General features: G+C 40.0%; 17 protein-coding genes, 16 tRNA genes and 1 rRNA gene. 7 read left to right on the top strand and 27 right to left on the bottom strand.

All coding sequences use genetic code 11. The features are described from left to right. Positions 1-107: 107 nt before the first annotated feature. Positions 108-2,282 carry a 5'-nucleotidase C-terminal domain-containing protein gene (locus ACIP9C_RS21405; protein WP_401014340.1) on the top strand — a complete coding sequence of 725 codons (2,175 nt, stop codon included), beginning with the start codon at positions 108-110 and terminating at the stop codon, positions 2,280-2,282. Positions 2,283-2,332: 50 nt separating this feature from the next. Here ACIP9C_RS21405 and ACIP9C_RS21400 read toward each other — a convergent pair whose 3' ends face one another. Genes ACIP9C_RS21400 through ACIP9C_RS21390 form a run of 3 tightly spaced genes read right to left on the bottom strand, consistent with a single transcriptional unit; the run spans position 2,333 to position 4,073 of the window. After that, entirely contained in the window at positions 2,333-3,163 is an 831-nt protein-coding gene (locus ACIP9C_RS21400; RefSeq protein ID WP_401014337.1) for an aldo/keto reductase, read from the bottom strand. Between the two features lie 5 nt (positions 3,164-3,168). Then, positions 3,169-3,870, bottom strand: coding sequence for a hypothetical protein (locus ACIP9C_RS21395; RefSeq protein WP_401014334.1), 702 nt, complete (start codon positions 3,868-3,870; stop codon positions 3,169-3,171). A 32-nt stretch (positions 3,871-3,902) separates the two neighbouring features. After that, entirely contained in the window at positions 3,903-4,073 is a 171-nt protein-coding gene (locus ACIP9C_RS21390; protein WP_173479841.1) for a hypothetical protein, read from the bottom strand. 420 nt (positions 4,074-4,493) lie between these two features. Between ACIP9C_RS21390 and ACIP9C_RS21385 the strand changes: the two genes are divergently transcribed. Both ACIP9C_RS21385 and ACIP9C_RS21380 read left to right on the top strand, forming a co-directional pair. Next, positions 4,494-5,339, top strand: a complete 846-nt coding sequence (locus ACIP9C_RS21385) for a VOC family protein (protein WP_401014330.1) — start codon at positions 4,494-4,496, stop codon at positions 5,337-5,339. Positions 5,340-5,351: 12 nt separating this feature from the next. Continuing rightward, a complete protein-coding gene (locus ACIP9C_RS21380) occupies positions 5,352-6,386 on the top strand; it encodes an LLM class flavin-dependent oxidoreductase (protein ID WP_401014327.1) in 1,035 nt (344 codons plus the stop codon). Between the two features lie 245 nt (positions 6,387-6,631). Here the strand turns inward: ACIP9C_RS21380 and trmL are convergent, their stop codons facing one another. Continuing rightward, positions 6,632-7,105: a tRNA (uridine(34)/cytosine(34)/5-carboxymethylaminomethyluridine(34)-2'-O)-methyltransferase TrmL gene (gene trmL, locus ACIP9C_RS21375; RefSeq protein WP_049668897.1), complete on the bottom strand. Its 474-nt coding sequence runs from the start codon at positions 7,103-7,105 to the stop codon at positions 6,632-6,634. Positions 7,106-7,119: 14 nt separating this feature from the next. Next, positions 7,120-8,250: a tRNA epoxyqueuosine(34) reductase QueG gene (gene queG, locus ACIP9C_RS21370; RefSeq protein WP_401014324.1), complete on the bottom strand. Its 1,131-nt coding sequence runs from the start codon at positions 8,248-8,250 to the stop codon at positions 7,120-7,122. A gap of 59 nt (positions 8,251-8,309) precedes the next feature. Here queG and ACIP9C_RS21365 point away from each other — a divergent pair, with 59 nt between their 5' ends. From ACIP9C_RS21365 to ACIP9C_RS21355, 3 genes are all read left to right on the top strand, one after another. After that, a complete protein-coding gene (locus ACIP9C_RS21365) occupies positions 8,310-8,999 on the top strand; it encodes a B3/B4 domain-containing protein (protein ID WP_401014321.1) in 690 nt (229 codons plus the stop codon). 14 nt (positions 9,000-9,013) lie between these two features. Beyond that, positions 9,014-9,523, top strand: coding sequence for a hypothetical protein (locus ACIP9C_RS21360; protein WP_401014318.1), 510 nt, complete (start codon positions 9,014-9,016; stop codon positions 9,521-9,523). A gap of 278 nt (positions 9,524-9,801) precedes the next feature. Continuing rightward, a complete protein-coding gene (locus tag ACIP9C_RS21355; protein ID WP_401014315.1) occupies positions 9,802-11,379 on the top strand; it encodes a catalase in 1,578 nt (525 codons plus the stop codon). 194 nt (positions 11,380-11,573) lie between these two features. On the opposite strand, the gene ACIP9C_RS21350 is transcribed toward ACIP9C_RS21355, so the two are convergent. Both ACIP9C_RS21350 and nagB read right to left on the bottom strand, forming a co-directional pair. Continuing rightward, positions 11,574-12,476, bottom strand: a complete 903-nt coding sequence (locus ACIP9C_RS21350; protein ID WP_401014312.1) for a S66 peptidase family protein — start codon at positions 12,474-12,476, stop codon at positions 11,574-11,576. Positions 12,477-12,572: 96 nt separating this feature from the next. After that, positions 12,573-13,286, bottom strand: a complete 714-nt coding sequence (gene nagB, locus ACIP9C_RS21345) for a glucosamine-6-phosphate deaminase (protein ID WP_401014567.1) — start codon at positions 13,284-13,286, stop codon at positions 12,573-12,575. A gap of 196 nt (positions 13,287-13,482) precedes the next feature. On the opposite strand from nagB, the gene ACIP9C_RS21340 reads away from it, so the two are divergent. Beyond that, the gene (locus ACIP9C_RS21340; protein WP_401014310.1) at positions 13,483-14,226 is read left to right on the top strand and encodes an arylamine N-acetyltransferase family protein; all 744 of its coding nucleotides are present in this window, start codon (positions 13,483-13,485) and stop codon (positions 14,224-14,226) included. A gap of 37 nt (positions 14,227-14,263) precedes the next feature. On the opposite strand, the gene ACIP9C_RS21335 is transcribed toward ACIP9C_RS21340, so the two are convergent. The 20 genes from ACIP9C_RS21335 to rrf all read right to left on the bottom strand — a co-directional run. Next, positions 14,264-15,352: an S-layer homology domain-containing protein gene (locus tag ACIP9C_RS21335; RefSeq protein ID WP_401014307.1), complete on the bottom strand. Its 1,089-nt coding sequence runs from the start codon at positions 15,350-15,352 to the stop codon at positions 14,264-14,266. Between the two features lie 209 nt (positions 15,353-15,561). Next, positions 15,562-15,918, bottom strand: coding sequence for a VOC family protein (locus ACIP9C_RS21330; RefSeq protein WP_401014304.1), 357 nt, complete (start codon positions 15,916-15,918; stop codon positions 15,562-15,564). 1 nt (position 15,919) lies between these two features. Further along, positions 15,920-16,105, bottom strand: coding sequence for a hypothetical protein (locus tag ACIP9C_RS21325; RefSeq protein ID WP_401014301.1), 186 nt, complete (start codon positions 16,103-16,105; stop codon positions 15,920-15,922). A gap of 191 nt (positions 16,106-16,296) precedes the next feature. After that, a tRNA-Leu gene (locus ACIP9C_RS21320) sits at positions 16,297-16,377 on the bottom strand. A 51-nt stretch (positions 16,378-16,428) separates the two neighbouring features. Beyond that, positions 16,429-16,502 (bottom strand) — tRNA-Cys (locus ACIP9C_RS21315). A gap of 8 nt (positions 16,503-16,510) precedes the next feature. After that, positions 16,511-16,585: transfer RNA gene (locus tag ACIP9C_RS21310), tRNA-Gly, on the bottom strand. Positions 16,586-16,590: 5 nt separating this feature from the next. Beyond that, positions 16,591-16,665 (bottom strand) — tRNA-Gln (locus ACIP9C_RS21305). Positions 16,666-16,669: 4 nt separating this feature from the next. Further along, positions 16,670-16,745, bottom strand: a tRNA-His gene (locus tag ACIP9C_RS21300). Positions 16,746-16,781: 36 nt separating this feature from the next. After that, positions 16,782-16,857 (bottom strand) — tRNA-His (locus ACIP9C_RS21295). A gap of 12 nt (positions 16,858-16,869) precedes the next feature. Next, positions 16,870-16,943: transfer RNA gene (locus tag ACIP9C_RS21290), tRNA-Trp, on the bottom strand. Between the two features lie 10 nt (positions 16,944-16,953). Beyond that, positions 16,954-17,037 (bottom strand) — tRNA-Tyr (locus ACIP9C_RS21285). Positions 17,038-17,046: 9 nt separating this feature from the next. After that, a tRNA-Thr gene (locus tag ACIP9C_RS21280) sits at positions 17,047-17,122 on the bottom strand. 12 nt (positions 17,123-17,134) lie between these two features. Next, positions 17,135-17,207 (bottom strand) — tRNA-Phe (locus tag ACIP9C_RS21275). Between the two features lie 20 nt (positions 17,208-17,227). After that, positions 17,228-17,303: transfer RNA gene (locus ACIP9C_RS21270), tRNA-Asp, on the bottom strand. A 4-nt stretch (positions 17,304-17,307) separates the two neighbouring features. After that, a tRNA-Met gene (locus ACIP9C_RS21265) sits at positions 17,308-17,382 on the bottom strand. 24 nt (positions 17,383-17,406) lie between these two features. Continuing rightward, positions 17,407-17,482: transfer RNA gene (locus ACIP9C_RS21260), tRNA-Val, on the bottom strand. 20 nt (positions 17,483-17,502) lie between these two features. Beyond that, a tRNA-Glu gene (locus ACIP9C_RS21255) sits at positions 17,503-17,577 on the bottom strand. 24 nt (positions 17,578-17,601) lie between these two features. Continuing rightward, a tRNA-Ser gene (locus ACIP9C_RS21250) sits at positions 17,602-17,693 on the bottom strand. 5 nt (positions 17,694-17,698) lie between these two features. After that, positions 17,699-17,775, bottom strand: a tRNA-Asn gene (locus tag ACIP9C_RS21245). Positions 17,776-17,793: 18 nt separating this feature from the next. Beyond that, positions 17,794-17,888, bottom strand: a 5S ribosomal RNA gene (gene rrf, locus ACIP9C_RS21240); the annotation flags it as partial.

The raw sequence follows: 17,888 nt of genomic DNA, 5'->3' as shown, positions 1-17,888 counted from the left end.
TTTAATATTGATTTTCCAATATTGGTAATGACGATAGATTTCTTTCATGTTAGAATAGAGTAAATTGTCAGTCATCTGACATATAAATGAGGGAGGAAATCATTATTATGAAATGGGTTAAAAGTATTGCGGCAACAACTCTAGTTGCAAGTTTACTAGCTACACCTGGATTTGCTGCACATGCGGCAGAATCAGCACCAACTGCTACAAAGGACGGTTTCAATTTAACAATTTTACATTCCAATGATACACATTCACACGCAGAATATGCACCTCAACGTACAACAAAAATAAAAGAGTTACGTGCAGCAAATCCAAATTCACTACTATTAGATGCAGGTGATGCATTAACTGGTACGCTTTACTTCAACGAATTTACTGGAGAAGTTGAAATGAAGTTAATGAACTTAATGGGTTATGATGCTATGACTTTTGGTAACCATGAGTTCGATTTAGGGTCAAGCCCAGAAGGACATGCTGCTCTTGCAAAATTTGTTAAAGGTGCTGAATTCCCATTACTAGGCGGTAACTTAGATTTCTCAAAGGATTCATTATTTGATGGCTTACAATTCAAAACAGTAGCAGAAGATTTCCAAAACGGCAAAATCTATAACGGTATTATTAAAGATATAGATGGAGAAAAAGTTGGTATTTTCGGCTTAACAACTGAAGAAACTCCTTCAATTTCAAGTGTTGCAAACGTACAATTTGCTAACTACATCGACTCTGCGAAAAAAGCAGTAGCAGATTTTGAAAAACAAGGCGTAAATAAAATTATTGCTCTTACTCATATAGGCTATGATGATTCTACTGATTGGGATAATGATAAATTACTTGCAGCAGCAGTAGAAGGTATCGACGTTATTGTTGGTGGTCATACACATACAAAATTAGATAAAGCTGTGAAAGCAGAAACATCATTCAAAAACCCAACAATTATCGTACAAACTGGTCAATACAGCGAAAACTTAGGTGAGCTTGATTTAACATTTGATGATAATGGGGCTGTTGTTGAATACTTCGGCCAATTACATGCTTTAAATGATAAAGAAAATCCTGTAGCAGCAGATGCTGAAGCTGCTAAATTATTAGCACCATATAGTGCAAAAATCGAAGCAGTTAAACAACAATCAACAGGCAATACTGCTGTTACAGAACTTGATGGTAAACGTGGACTTTGGGGTGTTCGTGCTGGTGAAACAAATCTAGGTAACGTTATTACTGACGGTATGCTTGCTGGAGCTAAAAAGATTGACCCAGAAGTACAATTCGCATTCCAAAACGGTGGCGGTATCCGCGCGAGCATTGACGCAGGAGATATCACTGTTGGTGAAGTAATGACAGTAATGCCTTTCGGTAATGCACTTGGTATCGTAAAATTAACTGGTGCTGAACTCTATGAAATTGCTGAACATAGTGTGAAAGAGTTCCCGAAAGAATCAGGTGGCTTCCTACATTTCTCTGGCCTACAAGTAGAATTTGATGGTAAAGCACCAGCTGGTAAACGCGTTAAATCTATTAAATTAAATGGTAAAGAGCTTGATAAAGCAGCTTACTATAAAGGTGCAACAAACACATTCACTGCTAAAGGTGGCGACGGCTATGAAACACTAGCAAAAGTTTACGCAGACGGCCGTGTAAGTGAACCTGGTACAGTTGACTTTGAAATGTTTATCGATCACTTAAACACACTTAAAAAAGTAGACGCTAAAGTGGAAGGTCGCATTATCGCTACAATTCCATTTACTGATATTGCAAAAGGCTCTGAAACTGAAGGTTACGTTCGTGATCTTTACTACCGTGATTTAACTCAAGGTACATCTGCAACAACATATTCACCAAATGCTAACTTAACTCGTGCACAAGCTGCATCATTTATTGCTCGTGTATTAAAACTTGAAGCAAAAGGTGAAGCAACATTCTCAGATATTACTAGTTTAGAAGCAGCGACACAAAAAGAGATTACTGCACTTGCAGAAGCAGGAATTGTACAAGGTCAAAATGGCAAATTCAATCCTACAGCAAAAGTAACTCGTTCTCAGCTTGCTTTAATGTTTGCACGTGCTTATAACTTACAACATGATGCAAAAACTGGATTAACTGCTGATTTCAGCGATATTTCTAAATACAATGAAGAAACACAAAACGCTATCGCACTTATGCAAGATTTAAAAATTGCTAGCGGTTCAAATGGCAAATTCATGCCTAATAACAATGCTACACGTGCACATATGGCAAAAATGCTTTCAAACTACATTCCTTATGTAAAAGAATCTAAATAATACTACACAAAATCCCGCTTCAATAAGTTTGATAGCGGGATTTTCTATGGTTAAAAATTAAATTTAAAATTATCTGGATCTTGACCAAAACGTTGATTACGATTTAACGTTGCCATTTTATCCATCTGTGCCTGCGTTAATTCAAAATCGTATATTTGTGCATTTTCCTCAATACGACTTGGTGTCACTGATTTTGGAATAATCAGTGTATCCTTTTGCAAATGCCATCGAAGCACTACTTGTGCAGCAGACTTCCCTAGCTCCTGTGCAATTTCGAGAATTGTTGGATTATCCAACACCCCTCCGCGACCTAACGGTGACCATGCTGTAACAGCAATTCCATGCTCTGCACAAAATGCCTTTAATGCGTCTTGTTGTAAGTACGGGTGCAATTCTACCTGATTGACCATGGGCGCAATATTAGCTTTTGATAATAATTTTTGCAGGTGATGTTCATGATGATTCGACACACCTGTTGCTCGTAGTAACTTCTCATCATACAAACGTTCAATCGCTCTGTATGTTTCCTCAAATGTTTCAGGCACTACCCAATGCGTTAAATATAAATCCAAATAATCCATATTTAATTTTTTCAATGATACTTCAAAAGCACGTAGCGTCGCATCATATCCTTGGTCAGTATTCCAAACCTTTGTCGTCACAAAAATATCCTCGCGTTTAATGCCTGAGTGGCGAATCGCCTCACCCACCTCTGCCTCATTACCATATAACGAAGCAGTATCAATCGCACGATAGCCGACTTTCAACGCCTTATCAATAGCCTGTAACGTTTCATCACGTTCTGTCATTTTGTATACGCCTAGACCAAAGCGAGGCATCTCAATACCATTTGTTAACGTTTTTGTTGATTGTAAATTCAAAAACATCAGCCCCTTTCTTTTCCTAGTTTCATTATACAAAAAATTGGATTAAAAATATTGTTTTTCTTACCCTGCTCCGCGGAATCCTCGCCCTGCTTCGCGGAATTCTCACCTTGCTTCACGGAATTCTCACCCTGCTTCGCGGAATTCTCACCTTGCTCCGCGGAATCCTCACTCTGCTTCGCGGAATCCTCACTCTGCTCCGCGGAATTCTCACCTTGCTCCGCGGAATCCTCACCTTGCTTCGCGGAATCCTCACCTTTCTTCGCGGAATTCTTGCCTTGCTTCGCGGAATCCTCACTCTGCTCCGCGGAATCCTCACCTTGCTTCGCGGAATTCTCACCTTGCTTCGCGGAATTCTCACTCTGCTTCGCGGAATCCTCACCTTGCTTCGCGGAATTCTCACCTTGCTTCGCGGAATTCTCGCCCTGCTTCGCGGAATTCTCGCCCTGCTTCGCGGAATCCTCACTCTGCTTCGCGGAATTCTCACTCTGCTTCGCGGAATCCTCACTCTGCTCCGCGGAATCCTCACCTTGCTCCGCGGAATCCTCGCCTTGCTTCGCGGAATCCTCACTCTGCTCCGCGGAATCCTCACCTTGCTCCGCGGAATTCTCACTCTGCTCCGCGGAATCCTTGCCTTGCTTCGCGGAATCCTCACTCTGCTCCGCGGAATCCTCGCCCTGCTCCGCGGAATCAACTTTTACCATAGCTATCTACGCCTGCGCTGAGAGAGGCTTTCCTATTGCTTGTCTTCGGGTTCTTCATCTACCTGAATCGGGTCTGCTATACGGTCATCCTCGGCAAGTTCTTGACCATCACGGAGATGCTCCATTTGTTTACCTAAATCTTGCAACTCTTTAAAATTTCTCGCCATTGTGCCGTTTTCTATATTCGGAACCTTTTTTTCCATTTTTATCACCTCTATAATAGGTTTCCCGAAATATTAAAGTCTGAACCATTTCTGACATATTTTATTTAGCAAGGACGTTTCATTTTTATAGTAGATAGGCTATACTAAAAAGAGATTTGCTTATAAACATGAGGAGGGTTCTTCCATGAAGTTATTATTAATTATTGGTGTAACTGTTGCTTTCTTAGCTGCTATTTTCACTGCTGGGTACGAAGGCGACTACAAAGCGGACAAATAATGCTCAAGAAAATCACTAAGTATAATACTTAGTGATTTTCTTATTTTTTAGAAGTAGCCATTGTGGTTACTTCTTTTTTTTCGGCTTCATAATTACTTGACTTCTAATACTTTATTAAATATACTTACTTACATAAAGTAACTAGATGATCAATCATAACTAGAAATTGGAGGTTTGCTTCTATGCATTTTCATGAAAAACCGAACACATATGTTACTAATGTTGAAATTAAAGTAAGCGATTTACAACGCTCACTAACATACTATAAAGAAATTATTGGCTTTAAAGTTTTACAACAGGAATCTAATCGAGCTACCTTAACTGCTGATGGTAAAACAGCATTGCTAACTATTGTTCAACTGGAATCGGTCGAACAAAAAACGCGCACTACAAGTGGACTTTATCACTTTGCATTACTGCTACCAACACGTCGTGATTTAGCAAATATAATTACTCATTTCCGTCAATCAAGTGTGTACTTTGGCGCATCTGATCACGATGTAAGTGAAGCACTTTATTTACGAGATCCAGACGAAAATGGTATTGAAATTTATGTAGATCGTCCTGAAAATGACTGGACTTGGCGAAACGACCAAGTGTATATGGTAACTGAGCCACTTAATATTCCTGCAATATTAGTAGAAGCTAATGGTTCATGGAAAGGGCTCCCTGCCAATACGGTAATGGGTCATATTCATTTATCTGTATCAAACTTAGCTGCTGCTGAGGAGTTTTATACGAAAGGCTTAGGCTTTGACATCGTCACACGCTATGGCGAGCAAGCATTATTTATATCTACCGGACGCTATCATCATCATATTGGCTTAAATACATGGTATTCGGAAGGTGCTCCAAAGCTTGGAGAAAAACAAATTGGTCTAAAATCATATATGCTTCGTTTGGATAATGAAGTGCAGGCAAATAAATTAAAAGCAAACTTACGCCAAATTGGAGCAACTGTTACGGATATTAATGGCGGTTTCCAAACAGAGGATCCTGCTGGTAATGTAATTTTACTGAAATTATAAGGAGGCTATCTTATGGAATTTGGTGTATATACATTAGCAGATATCGGGAAAAATCCAGTGAATGGCTATATGCCAAGTGTTAAGGAACGACTAGATGAAGTTATGCAATACGGGCAACTTGCTGATGAAGCAGGTCTTCAAGTATTTGGTGTTGGAGAGCATCATCGTTTAGATTATGCCATTTCAGCCGTACCCGTTGTGTTATCAGCGCTATCACAGCGAACAAAAAGCATTCAATTAATGAGTACGACAACTGTGCTTAGTACGGTTGATCCCGTACGCTTATACGAAGATTTCGCAACACTCGATTTATTATCAAATGGTCGAGCAGAAATTGCGGCTGGACGAGGAGCCTTTATCGAATCTTTCCCGCTGTTCGGCTATGATGTAGATAATTATGATGCACTCTTTGAGGAAAACTTGGCATTACTTTTAAAATTAAACAGAGAAGAGCGTGTAACATGGAGCGGACATTATCGTAAACCGCTTCAAAATGCTGAAATTGCACCACGTGCTAGTCGGGAAATCCCTATTCATGTTGGAGTTGGTGGAACACCTGAAAGTGCTATTCGCGCGGGACGTTATGGAGTTGGCTTAAATTTAGCAATTTTAGGCGGAGATCCAAGACGCTTTAAGCATTTAGTTGATGTATATCGTGAAGCATTGCACACAGCAGGACATGATATGAATAAAGCGAAAATCACAGTATCTGGTCACGCTTACTTTGCAGAAAACTTTGTGCAGGCTAAGGAAGAATTTTATCCGCATTACTCAAATTATTGGCATTATGTTAATGCACAGCGCGGGATGCGTTATCATTTATCTAAAGAGGACTTTGACGGCATGACGGCTGGCCACAATGCTCTGTTTGTTGGTAGCCCGAATGAAATCATTGAAAAGATATTAATGCAGCATGAAATATTTGGTCATTCCCGCTTTATGGCACAGCTCGATATTGGTGCAGTACCATTTAAACAAGTAGCTAAATCTATTGAGCTTCTAGGAACTCAAATTATGCCAGCGGTCAATAAAGCACTAAAAGAGTAATTCAATTTAAAAAAGAGGCTAGGACATATGGGCAAAGATGTTCGTAATTTTTTGCTATAGTTGATGTCCGCTACGGCGGATGCTTTCCGTGGGCACACCGTAAGCCGCAACCCTCGCTAACGCGCAGTTTGTTGCGTCTTACTTTACGTGGGGAGTCACCTCCTTCGCTACCATCAACTTGTGCACTCTGCTTAAGCAAAAAGTGTTAGATTGATTACAGTCAATCTAACACTTTTTCTCTTTTCTTAGTGTAAACCTGGGTAGCCCTGTTGTCGTAGAGCCTCGTAAATAACAATCGCAGCAGTATTCGATAAATTCAATGAACGTACATGTTCACTTTGTGGAATTCGTAGGCACATATCTTTGCGTTCATAGGCAAAATCTTTAGGCAAACCTGTCGTTTCTTTTCCAAACATAAAGTAGATATCCCGATCCTTATCACTAAAATCATGTGTAGTAAACGGTTCTTCACTATATGTTTCAATTAAATACACGTCACCATTTTTAGATGCTTCTAAAAAATCCTCAAGTGAATCGTGGTACACCACATTGACACTATGCCAGTAATCCAAGCCAGCACGTTTTAGCATTTTATCATCCGTCGAAAAACCAAGTGGACGAATTAAATGTAGTGAGGTATTAGTACCAGCACAAGTACGTGCAATATTCCCTGTATTGGCTGGAATTTCTGGTTGATATAAAACGATATGCAATGGCATAACGAAACACTTCCTTAGCTAAAAAATTGTAATCCTTTGTTTATCTCAACGAGTACTTCCTCGTCTTGTTCCTTTTTCTTTGCAGCAAGTAACGCTATTTCTGCTTGTTCCCCGCCTATCTTGCCTAATGCCCATGCAGCCGTTCCGCGAATAACTGGTCGTTCATCTTTTTCTAGAAGCCCAATGAGATCAGGTACTGCCGCTTCCTCTTTAAAATGGGCTAACGCTAAAATGGCATTGCGCTGAATTGGTTTTTTACCGCGCCATGAGCCCGAAACATGTCCAAACTTATCTTTGAACTCCCGGTTGGAAATTGTTAAAAGGGGTGTTAGTAATGGCTTAGCAAGCTCTGGATCAGGCTTAAATTCCTCATGTATCCAATTGATTTTCCCTTTATTTTTGGGACAGACTGTTTGGCAAGTATCGCAGCCATATAAGCGGTTCCCTATATGAGAGCGGAATTCGTCTGGAAGAAACCCTTTCGTTTGTGTTAAAAAAGCTATGCAACGCTGTGAATTTAGCTGCCCACCTTCGATTAACGCACCTGTTGGACAAACATCCAAGCATAAACGGCAATCACCACATTCATCTTCCATTGGCTTATCGGGCGCAAATGGGATATTTGTCACTAGTTCTCCTAAATATACATATGAGCCAAACTCTGGTGTAATAATTGAACAGTTTTTCCCGCTCCAGCCAATACCTGCCCGCTCTGCTACTGCCCTATCTACAAGTGCACCTGTATCTACCATCGATTCAATGCGCACATTGGGCACGCGTTCTTCCAGCCAAGCTGCTAGTAATGCCAAGCGCTCTCGTAGTGCAGTATGATAATCGACGCCCCAAGATGCTCTGCAAAATATGCCCCGTCGAGCACCTTTTTTACCAGTCGGAGCATCTTTCATCCGTGAAGGATATGCGACGGCTATAGCAACAATACTTTCTGCACTGTCTAACAATTGAAGGGGTTCCGTTCGTTTTTCAATATCGCTCTCTTCAAAACCTGATTGGAAACCAAGCTCCTGTTGACGACGCAGTCTATTCTTTAATTCTGTAAAGGGAGCTGCCGTTGTGAAACCTATTTTATCAACGCCAATGGACATTGCATACGCCACAAATTCTCGTTGCAGGTCATGTATGTTCATTTTATTTCCAACTCCTTACATGATATAATAATGAAAATAAATAAAGTAGGTGATTTTTTATGGAAGTATCACTTAATCCATCGTTGTTAACGCAACTTCCAGAGCTGAAAATCGGCATTATTCATTATACCAAAATTGTCGTAGCAGAATCGCCCCAAATGATTAAAGGTCGCCTGCAATTGTATCAGGAAAACCTCTATTTAGAAATGCAGGAACAACCTGTAACTGAACGCAAAGGCATTGCAGAATGGCGACAACTTTGGAAAAAGCTAGGCGCAGATCCGAACCGTTATCGACACTCGGCAGAAAGCTTAATGCGCAGAGTTAGTAAACAAAATTATTTAGCACCGTTTCATTCAGGTGTGGATTTAAATAATTTTTTCTCCCTTCAATATGAAATTCCAGTTGGCATCTATGATCTAGCTCATCTTAAAGGTAACGTAGAAATTGCACTTGGCAATGAAGAAGCCGGCTATGAAGGCTTAAATGGACGCTTTAATACGTTAAATCATATACTTTGTAGTCGTGATGATGAGGGACCATTTGGTTCACCGTTCGTTGATTCAAAACGTACGGCAGTCTCCGAGGCAACAACTGAAGCTTTACATATTTTCTATCTTCGCCCTTCCCTTTCAACTGAAGATGCGCAAAAGCTTCTTGCGTCTGCCGGAAAAATGTTCAATCAAATTCATGGTGGAGACTATCAAATTGCCCTTTTAACGAATACAACACCATCTACTACTCTATAAAAGGACGTGTTTTCATGATTAATCTTGCAGAAGCAGTTAAACTTAAAAGCATATTAGCTAAAAAGGTTCAGGAACTTATTAGTGAGTTACACCGTAGTGCCTTTGTGACTGTTGAAAAAGGACAAGCACCTAAAACGAGCAATCGTCCAATGACTGTTGTGGAAGGTGAGCTAGCTCAAGTACGTCTTGATATACGGACATTAGATCGTCTTGTCTATGAGGCGAATATTAATAATACAGTAGACTTTAAAGGTGAGAAACTCGCACTTGTAGAGGCCATAGAATTGGCTTCACAGCTTCGCGCGGAAGCTGAGCTATGTAAACATTTTGGCACACATGAGAAAGAAAGTGTACGCATGGGTTATGGCGAAAGTTCAATGCTTTATGATATTGCTATGTACGAACCGGATGCGTACCGAGAACGTTCTCTTCAACTTGAGAAAGAAGCACATAAGATCTCTAATTTGATTAATGCCAAAAACTACAGCGTTGAAATACAATTTGACGATTCTCGCTATTTCTAAGCTCGGGGCGGTGAGACTCCAAACCGGGTCGGATGGCTGTTTTCAAAACTACTTAGGTAGACAACTAGAATAAACCAATGACATGTGACCTGTTACTTTATGACCGATGACCTATAACCAACCATTGGCAAAGGCATAACAAAACTCGAGCATATAATGATTTCAAAAACGCCATCCGAAAACTCTCTTGCACCTTGTGTGTAGGAGAGTTTTTTTATGTCTATTTTGCCAATCAATTGGACAAACTTTAATTAGTACAATTGGAAGGAGCAATAGGTATGAAACATTCTCATGAAGAAAAAGATGATACATTAACAAATCGACAAGGCCACCCTATTACAAACAATCAAAATTTACGAACTGTCGGAAATCGAGGGCCAGCGACGCTTGAAAATTATGATTTCCTTGAAAAAATAAGTCACTTTGACCGTGAGAGAGTTCCTGAACGTGTCGTACATGCTCGTGGAGCAGGAGCCCATGGCTACTTTGAAACATACGGAGTTGTCGGCAATGACCCTATTTCTAACTATACAAGAGCAAAAGTGTTTCAGGATAAAGGCAAACAAACACCCGTATTCGTCCGCTTCTCTACGGTTATCCATGGAGGACATTCTCCAGAAACTTTACGCGATCCACGAGGCTTTGCTGTAAAGTTTTATACGGAAGATGGAAACTGGGATTTAGTTGGAAACAATTTAAAAATTTTCTTTATTCGCGATGCTATGAAATTTCCTGATATGATACATGCTTTTAAGCCTGATCCAATTACAAATATTCAAGATGTTGAGCGTTTCTTTGATTTCTGCGCAAGTTCTCCAGAATCCTTCCATATGGTAACCTTTGTGTATTCACCTTGGGGCATTCCAGCCAATTATCGAATGATGCAAGGCTCTGGTGTCAACACGTATAAATGGGTTAATAGTGAAGGCAAGGCTGTACTTGTTAAGTACCACTGGGAGCCATTACAAGGCATTAAAAACTTAACACAAAAAGAAGCGGAAGAAATCCAACAAAAAAATTTCAACCATGCAACACAAGATTTATACGATGCTATTAAACGTGGCGAATATCCTGAATGGGAGTTAAACGTTCAAATTATGGAGGATGGCCCTCATCCCGAGCTAGATTTTGACCCACTTGATGATACGAAACTTTGGCCAAACGACAAGTTTCCATGGTATCCAGTAGGAAAAATGGTGTTAAATAAAAACCCTGAAGACTATTTTGCTGAGGTGGAACAAGCTACTTTTGGAACAGGTGTCCTCGTTGATGGTTTAGATTTCTCAGACGATAAAATGCTCCAAGGACGTACTTTCTCTTATTCTGATACACAACGTCACCGAGTTGGTGCCAACTATTTACAACTTCCTATCAATGCACCTAAGAAACGAGTAGCGACAAACCAAAACGGTGGGCAAATGATGTATAAACGAGATTTAGCACCTGGGCAAAATCCACATATTAATTATGAGCCATCAATGTTAAATGGTTTAAAAGAAGCCGCTCAAACAGCGAAGGAATATACACCATTTATTGAAGGGAATCTTGTTCGAGAATCCATTGATCGCCAAAGCAATACGAAGCAAGCAGGTGAAACCTATCGTAATTTTGAGCAATGGGAACGCGATGAATTGCTAGAAAACTTAATTAGAGATTTATCGACTTGCAATATGGCGATCCAAGAGGCAATGATTGCATTAGCTTCAGAGGCAGATGAAGAATATGGTCGCTTATTAAATGAAGGTTTACAAATGGCACAAACAAATGCTTCCTCTGCCAAGCCTCTCGGTAATATTGACGGTAATAACGCACCTAAAGAGGCTGTCGACAAAGGACATGATGCTGAACCATACTAAAGAAAAGTGACAGGCACCTAAACAATTGAGAATTTTCAGTCAAAAATAAAGTGAAAATCCACTTAGACTCCTTTCGGGAATGTACAAACGTAAGATGCAACAAACCGCGCTTTAGCAAGGCTTGCACCTTACTTTGTGCCCGAGGAAACAAAGTGGATTTTTCTTTTTAAACTAGTGCCAGGCACTCAAACAATTTAATGAACACCTGGTAAAAGACGAAGCGCTTTTTCCTGTGCATCTAAAATTGCTTCAACCCCTAATGGAATGGCAATATTCGTTGTTTCATGCCCGATTTTAAAACCTGCTACGACAGGTATTCCTAAATCGCTAAAATACTCTTTCATTAACGTTAGAAGAGCATCATCACTCGCTTCTGTTTGCGTAAATGAACCAATAACTACACCTGCTAATTGTTCTAGCTTTCTTGCTTGCTTTAACTGCTGTAGCATAGAATCAATCCGTGGAATCGTTTCTGCAATGTCTTCTATCACTAAAATTCTACCTTCAGTACGGACTTCAAATTTTGTGCCCAAGGTGCTGACTAGGCGACGTAAATTACCGCCTATAATTGGTCCACGTGCTATCCCAGGTGCAATCGTTGTTAGTGGCGAAATAGCCTCTGTATACTGTATTTCCATCGGAGTAAACAGCTGTAAAAACATCTTTTTCGATAAATCATCCATTTTGTCTGTAGCCATTAGCAACGGTCCATGGAAGGTCACTATATTTGCATATTCATTAATTGCACAATGCAAATATGTAAGATCAGAGAAGCCCCAGAAAATTTTCGGATTTTCCGCTAGTAGCTCATAATCAATTTTGCTAGCAATTCGTGCAGAGCCATATCCACCTTTCACACAAAAAATTGCCTTCACCTCAGGGTCTCGAACCATTGCATGAAAGTCTGCAAGTCTCACCTCATCACTACCTGCTAAGTAATCATGCTGCGCCGTAATTGTGTCACCTATTTTATAGCGGAGGCCTAACTCATCTAGAAAAGCTAATGCATCTCCTAATTTTTCTGGCTTTACAAGACTGGACAAACATACAACGCCAACCGTATCGCCTTTTTCTAAATGTGCGACTGTACTTATCACACTACCCCCTCCAATTCTATCTCTAATTCTAGCATATGCATCATTTATCAGACTAAAAAAAGCGTAGACTGCAAAATGAAGTCTACGCCTTATTTTTTATTTTGTGCCACCGTAAATAACAGTAACATTAGGATGATTTAATAATCTGCTAGCTGGGAACGTTTCTGTCACTTCCCCGCCTCGTAACTTTTCAATAGCTTCTAGCTTTTTTTCACCAAATGCAATGAGAACAATTGCCTTAGCATTCATAATAGATTGGATACCCATTGTAATAGCATGTGTAGGTACTTCCTCTGGACGATCAAAATAAATAGCATTTTCAGTTCGAGTTGATTCGGTAAGTTCTACAATGTTTGTAAGCGAGTCAAATGACGTACCAGGCTCATTAAAGCCGATATGTCCATTTACCCCAATACCAAGCAGCTGTAAATCAATCCCACCAGCTTCTGCAATTCGAGCATCATATGCTACACACTCAGCGGCTAAATCTTCCGCCTTACCATTAGGTAAATGTATATTTTCCTCGTGAATATCTACATGATTAAATAAATTCTCATGCATAAACGTCCAGTAGCTTGCAGGGCTAGTTTGTTCTAAACCTACATATTCATCAAGATTAAATGTTGTAACTTCCTTAAAGGAAATATCACCAGCTTGTTGACGCTTAACTAATTCTTTATACATTCCAACTGGTGAACCACCTGTTGCTAATCCTAAAATGCTTGCTGGTTTTGCTTGTAGTTGCTCAGTAAAAATATGTGCAGCTACCTCACTCATTTCTTCGTAAGAATTTACTTCTATCCACTTTATTTCTTTCGTCATTTATATACCTACCTTTAGAATCGTTATTTTTAACTAAAAATGGGAAATTCATTACTATCTAGTAGTGAATATATTAATTTTACAAGTTATTTAGCTGTATTTCTATTATTTTCTTTATTAATTTTTTACGTGTATTCTATTGCTATTTCGGTTATGTTAATTAGTAAGGAAGTGAGGCGATTTTATGAATTCTCAAATACAACAATATTTAAATTATCTTCAATTTCAAGGATCTATAGAGCCGTCTATCAAGCTACTTGGTCAATTACAAACAAACCATCTACATACGGTACCCTATGAAAATTTAGACGTTGCCTTGAAACGTGGCATCTCCTTTGCTATTCCTGATCTTTTTCAAAAAATCATTGTTCAACAACGCGGAGGCAATTGCTTTGAACTAAATATTTTATATAGCTGGTTACTTCGTGAGCTCGGTTTTTCTGTAACAAATCGCTATGCACAATTTTGGCGCAATATGGATGCGAATACACCACTTGAAGATGTCCCTATGCATCAGCTACTTCTCGTCCAATTAGACGGTGTACCTTATATCTCTGACGTCGGTGTAGGTGCTCTAGCCCCATGTAAACCAGTTCCGTTAATTGCTCACCACGAACATCGAGAAGGTAACGAGCTATACAAAATTGAATGGGATGACACCTACGGTTGGATGCTTTATGAGCAAACACCACACAATTGGCGCCTACTTTACAACTTCACAGATAACGATAACGATGCCATTTTTGCCCCACGGCTTTCACACCAAAAAAATAAAATCGCAATGATTCGCACTCCTTCTGGCCGACATACTATGTTCAATAATGAATTCCGTATATATGAAGGACACTCTTTAACAACTTATACAACTCATACTGAGAAAGAGTGGCAGCAAGCTCTTGAACGGTATTTTCATATATCGTTCACTTAAAAAAGGATGCATTATTGGAATGCATCCTTTTACTCTTCTAATTTGCTGTTCGTTTTAGCAACTCATATACCACTTCGCCATTGTGAAGTTCCTTGACTAATCCAATACCGTCTACAAAATAATAGGTTTTCACTACATCAATATATTTAAAGCTTTCTTCTAATATCGCTACATTTTTATAGTTAACACCGCCTGCTCGAACCGTTCCATCCGTCGTTTGAACTGTTATACGATTGCCGTTAACTGGACCTTCATCATCTTCATGAACAATTACACCAATTCTAAGAGGTAGCCCTATATAGAAATCGTAATGTGAGCTATATTCCTGAGCAATTGCTTGTGCATATACTGAGCCATCATAATATAATAACTCATCATTAAACTGCTTATTATTGGTCATGTTAGCAATTGACCAAACATCATTTTTATTATCATTATGGCTGTATTGATAATTTAATGTATATCGTAGGCCATCATCTGGTGAGTAAAATGCATAGGTGTATTTATATGCAGGATCCTTTTGTAAATTTGGCTTTGAAAGAGTCATGGCACGTGCAACAAATGCTGAAAAGTGTGCACGTGATAATGGCAATTTAGGTTTAAATGAACCGTCCTGATAACCGCTCGTAATATTATTGTTCGCTACCGCTAATATTTCCTTATAGCCTGGTGTTTTCTCCGTAACATCCGTAAAATAATAAGGGCTCATTCCCTTTAATTTAAAGGCACGTTGCAAAACAATGGCCATATCTGCTCTAGACAGTGTCCCATTCGGATTAAATTTCTTTGTTGCCTCGAATATCCCAGCATTTTGTGTAGCAGCGATTTCTTTATAGTAGACATGCGATGTCGGGACATCTTGATACTTCGGATTTTTTACATTCGTCGTTTTCAATGCTAAGGCACGAGTTAACATGACAGCTACCTGAGCTCTTGTAACATATTCATTCGGTTTAAAAGTGCCATTAGGATATCCTTTAATAATCCCCCGCTCGACTAAATAATCTATTTCCGTTATTAACGTATTGTCAGATGACACATCTTTAAAACTAGCTGCATATACCGGCTGAATCTGTAATAACCCAAAAATCAAAACTACAATCAATATCCTACATATTTTCTTCATACTATTCCCCCTATATTTACTCCCATCCTTGTTATCCTATTCATCAAGTAAAATAAATATTAACTAAAAAGACATTTTTAATAGTTTTCTTGCATTAACCTCTAAACATTCCATACCCGTTTGAAAATGTGCCTACACTTCTAATAGAGTTTATAGCTCTTGTAAAATAAAAAACCCCTGCAATCTTTTGCAGAGGCGTTAAAGTTATATTAATTTTTCTTATTTTGAATTAGACCAAAACCTAGTCCAGTAGGGTCTACTAAATAGGCAAGATAAAATTCATCAAATTCCATTTTTTCTCGGACAATATTAGCTCCATTCGCCATAGCTTTTGAAATAGAGTCATCAATTGATTCTACTTCAATTTGCACGCGTATTCCATGAGGATAATCAATTGGACCTTTACCAATTCCACCGTTAATACCATTTTGCTCACTGGCGCATGTTGTAACAGCCCAGTAATCCCAACGAGGCTCAGCAATTTCCCATGCAAAAACTTTAGAATAAAAATTCGCTGCTTTTTCAGGATCTTGACTATTTAGTTCGAACCCTATCACTCTGCCCAATTCATTTCCCCCTTTTTTCATTTGTAAAAATTAATGAAAAATAAATTAAAGTTCCTGCTAAACAAATAAGCACGATAGCAACTACTTTTTTAAACATTGCATAATCGCTAAATATATTTGTAAAGGCATCTAGTAATAAAAAAACAGCTGCTAGGAGTAGTAAAAATGATAATAGTTTATTTTTCATACTTATTACCTCCAAACCTAACATCTAAAAAATTATAACATATGAATAATTCTAAAAATATCGACTTTTAAGTAAAACTATTTATTTATTATGTGTTTTCTCACGTTATTATTCTTTGTTACCTTTTATTGTATCAGAATATAAAAAAAGACCTCAACAAATTTGTTGAAGTCTTTTAAATTCACTTTGGATACCGGTGGTCGGGGTCGAACCGACACTCCAAAGGAACACGATTTTGAGTCGTGCGCGTCTGCCAATTCCGCCACACCGGCATAATACTTTAGAGATAAAAAAAATCGGAGTATCCGATTAAGAAAAAAATATGGAGGCGGCAACCGGATTTGAACCGGTGGTAAAGGTGTTGCAGACCTGTGCCTTACCACTTGGCTATGCCGCCATATATATTGGAGCGGAAGACGAGGTTCGAACTCGCGACCCCCACCTTGGCAAGGTGGTGTTCTACCACTGAACTACTTCCGCATAAATGGCTGGGGTACCTGGATTCGAACCAGGGCATGACGGAATCAAAATCCGTTGCCTTACCGCTTGGCTATACCCCAACAATGGGGCGACTGATGGGAATCGAACCCACGAATGCCGGAACCACAATCCGGTGCGTTAACCACTTCGCCACAACCGCCACTGCTTTATAGTTTTACATTAATTTTATAATAAATGGGGCGACTGATGGGAATCGAACCCACGAATGCCGGAACCACAATCCGGTGCGTTAACCACTTCGCCACAACCGCCATAAAATTAATTGGCAGGGGCAGTAGGAATCGAACCCACATCAAAGGTTTTGGAGACCTCTATTCTACCGTTAAACTATGCCCCTATAAAAAAACTGGTGGAGGGGGACGGATTCGAACCGCCGAACCCTAAGGAGCGGATTTACAGTCCGCCGCGTTTAGCCACTTCGCTACCCCTCCGGGAAAACATGGTGCCGGCTATAGGAATCGAACCCACGACCTACTGATTACAAGTCAGTTGCTCTACCTGCTGAGCTAAACCGGCAAAAAAACCTGATGGGTCAGGACGGAATCGAACCGCCGACACTTAGAGCTTCAATCTAATGCTCTACCAACTGAGCTACTGACCCATATTCATATTTTTAAAAAATGGCGGTCCCGACCGGGATCGAACCGGCGATCTCCTGCGTGACAGGCAGGCATGTTAACCGCTACACCACGGGACCATTTTGGTTGCGGAGACAGGATTTGAACCTGTGACCTTCGGGTTATGAGCCCGACGAGCTACCACTGCTCCACCCCGCGACAATACTATTTTGATTTTATAAATGGTGGAGGATGACGGGCTCGAACCGCCGACCCTCTGCTTGTAAGGCAGATGCTCTCCCAGCTGAGCTAATCCTCCATCTGGGTATTCGTTATAAATGGTGACCCCTACGGGATTCGAACCCGTGTTACCGCCGTGAAAGGGCGGTGTCTTAACCGCTTGACCAAGGGGCCTTACTAATTGGAATCGTAAAGTGCTGGCGGAGAGTAAGGGATTTGAACCCTTGAGACAGTGTTAACCGCCTACACGATTTCCAATCGTGCTCCTTCGGCCACTCGGACAACTCTCCAAGAATGGCTCCGAAGGCAGGACTCGAACCTGCGACAACCTGATTAACAGTCAGGTGCTACTACCAACTGAGCTACTTCGGAATAATGTTATTATGTATAGCCTAGCGACGTCCTACTCTCACAGGGGGAAGCCCCCAACTACCATCGGCGCTAAAGAGCTTAACTTCCGTGTTCGGTATGGGAACGGGTGTGAC

Origin of the sequence: Lysinibacillus sp. NPDC093210, assembly GCF_044753985.1 — a bacterium.
Lineage (GTDB): Bacteria > Bacillota > Bacilli > Bacillales_A > Planococcaceae > Lysinibacillus.
This window is presented reverse-complemented; position numbering and strand designations above follow the sequence as displayed.

Excerpts from the sequence above, each read along its gene's own strand:
- ACIP9C_RS21405 (WP_401014340.1), top strand. The coding sequence starts at position 108 with ATGAAATGGGTTAAAAGTATTGCGGCAACAACTCTAGTTGCAAGTTTA.
- ACIP9C_RS21395 (WP_401014334.1), bottom strand. The coding sequence starts at position 3,870 with ATGGTAAAAGTTGATTCCGCGGAGCAGGGCGAGGATTCCGCGGAGCAG.
- ACIP9C_RS21390 (WP_173479841.1), bottom strand. The coding sequence starts at position 4,073 with ATGGAAAAAAAGGTTCCGAATATAGAAAACGGCACAATGGCGAGAAAT.
- ACIP9C_RS21385 (WP_401014330.1), top strand. The coding sequence starts at position 4,494 with ATGCATTTTCATGAAAAACCGAACACATATGTTACTAATGTTGAAATT.
- ACIP9C_RS21380 (WP_401014327.1), top strand. The coding sequence starts at position 5,352 with ATGGAATTTGGTGTATATACATTAGCAGATATCGGGAAAAATCCAGTG.
- trmL (WP_049668897.1), bottom strand. The coding sequence starts at position 7,105 with ATGCCATTGCATATCGTTTTATATCAACCAGAAATTCCAGCCAATACA.
- queG (WP_401014324.1), bottom strand. The coding sequence starts at position 8,250 with ATGAACATACATGACCTGCAACGAGAATTTGTGGCGTATGCAATGTCC.
- ACIP9C_RS21365 (WP_401014321.1), top strand. The coding sequence starts at position 8,310 with ATGGAAGTATCACTTAATCCATCGTTGTTAACGCAACTTCCAGAGCTG.
- ACIP9C_RS21360 (WP_401014318.1), top strand. The coding sequence starts at position 9,014 with ATGATTAATCTTGCAGAAGCAGTTAAACTTAAAAGCATATTAGCTAAA.
- ACIP9C_RS21355 (WP_401014315.1), top strand. The coding sequence starts at position 9,802 with ATGAAACATTCTCATGAAGAAAAAGATGATACATTAACAAATCGACAA.
- ACIP9C_RS21340 (WP_401014310.1), top strand. The coding sequence starts at position 13,483 with ATGAATTCTCAAATACAACAATATTTAAATTATCTTCAATTTCAAGGA.
- ACIP9C_RS21335 (WP_401014307.1), bottom strand. The coding sequence starts at position 15,352 with ATGAAGAAAATATGTAGGATATTGATTGTAGTTTTGATTTTTGGGTTA.
- ACIP9C_RS21325 (WP_401014301.1), bottom strand. The coding sequence starts at position 16,105 with ATGAAAAATAAACTATTATCATTTTTACTACTCCTAGCAGCTGTTTTT.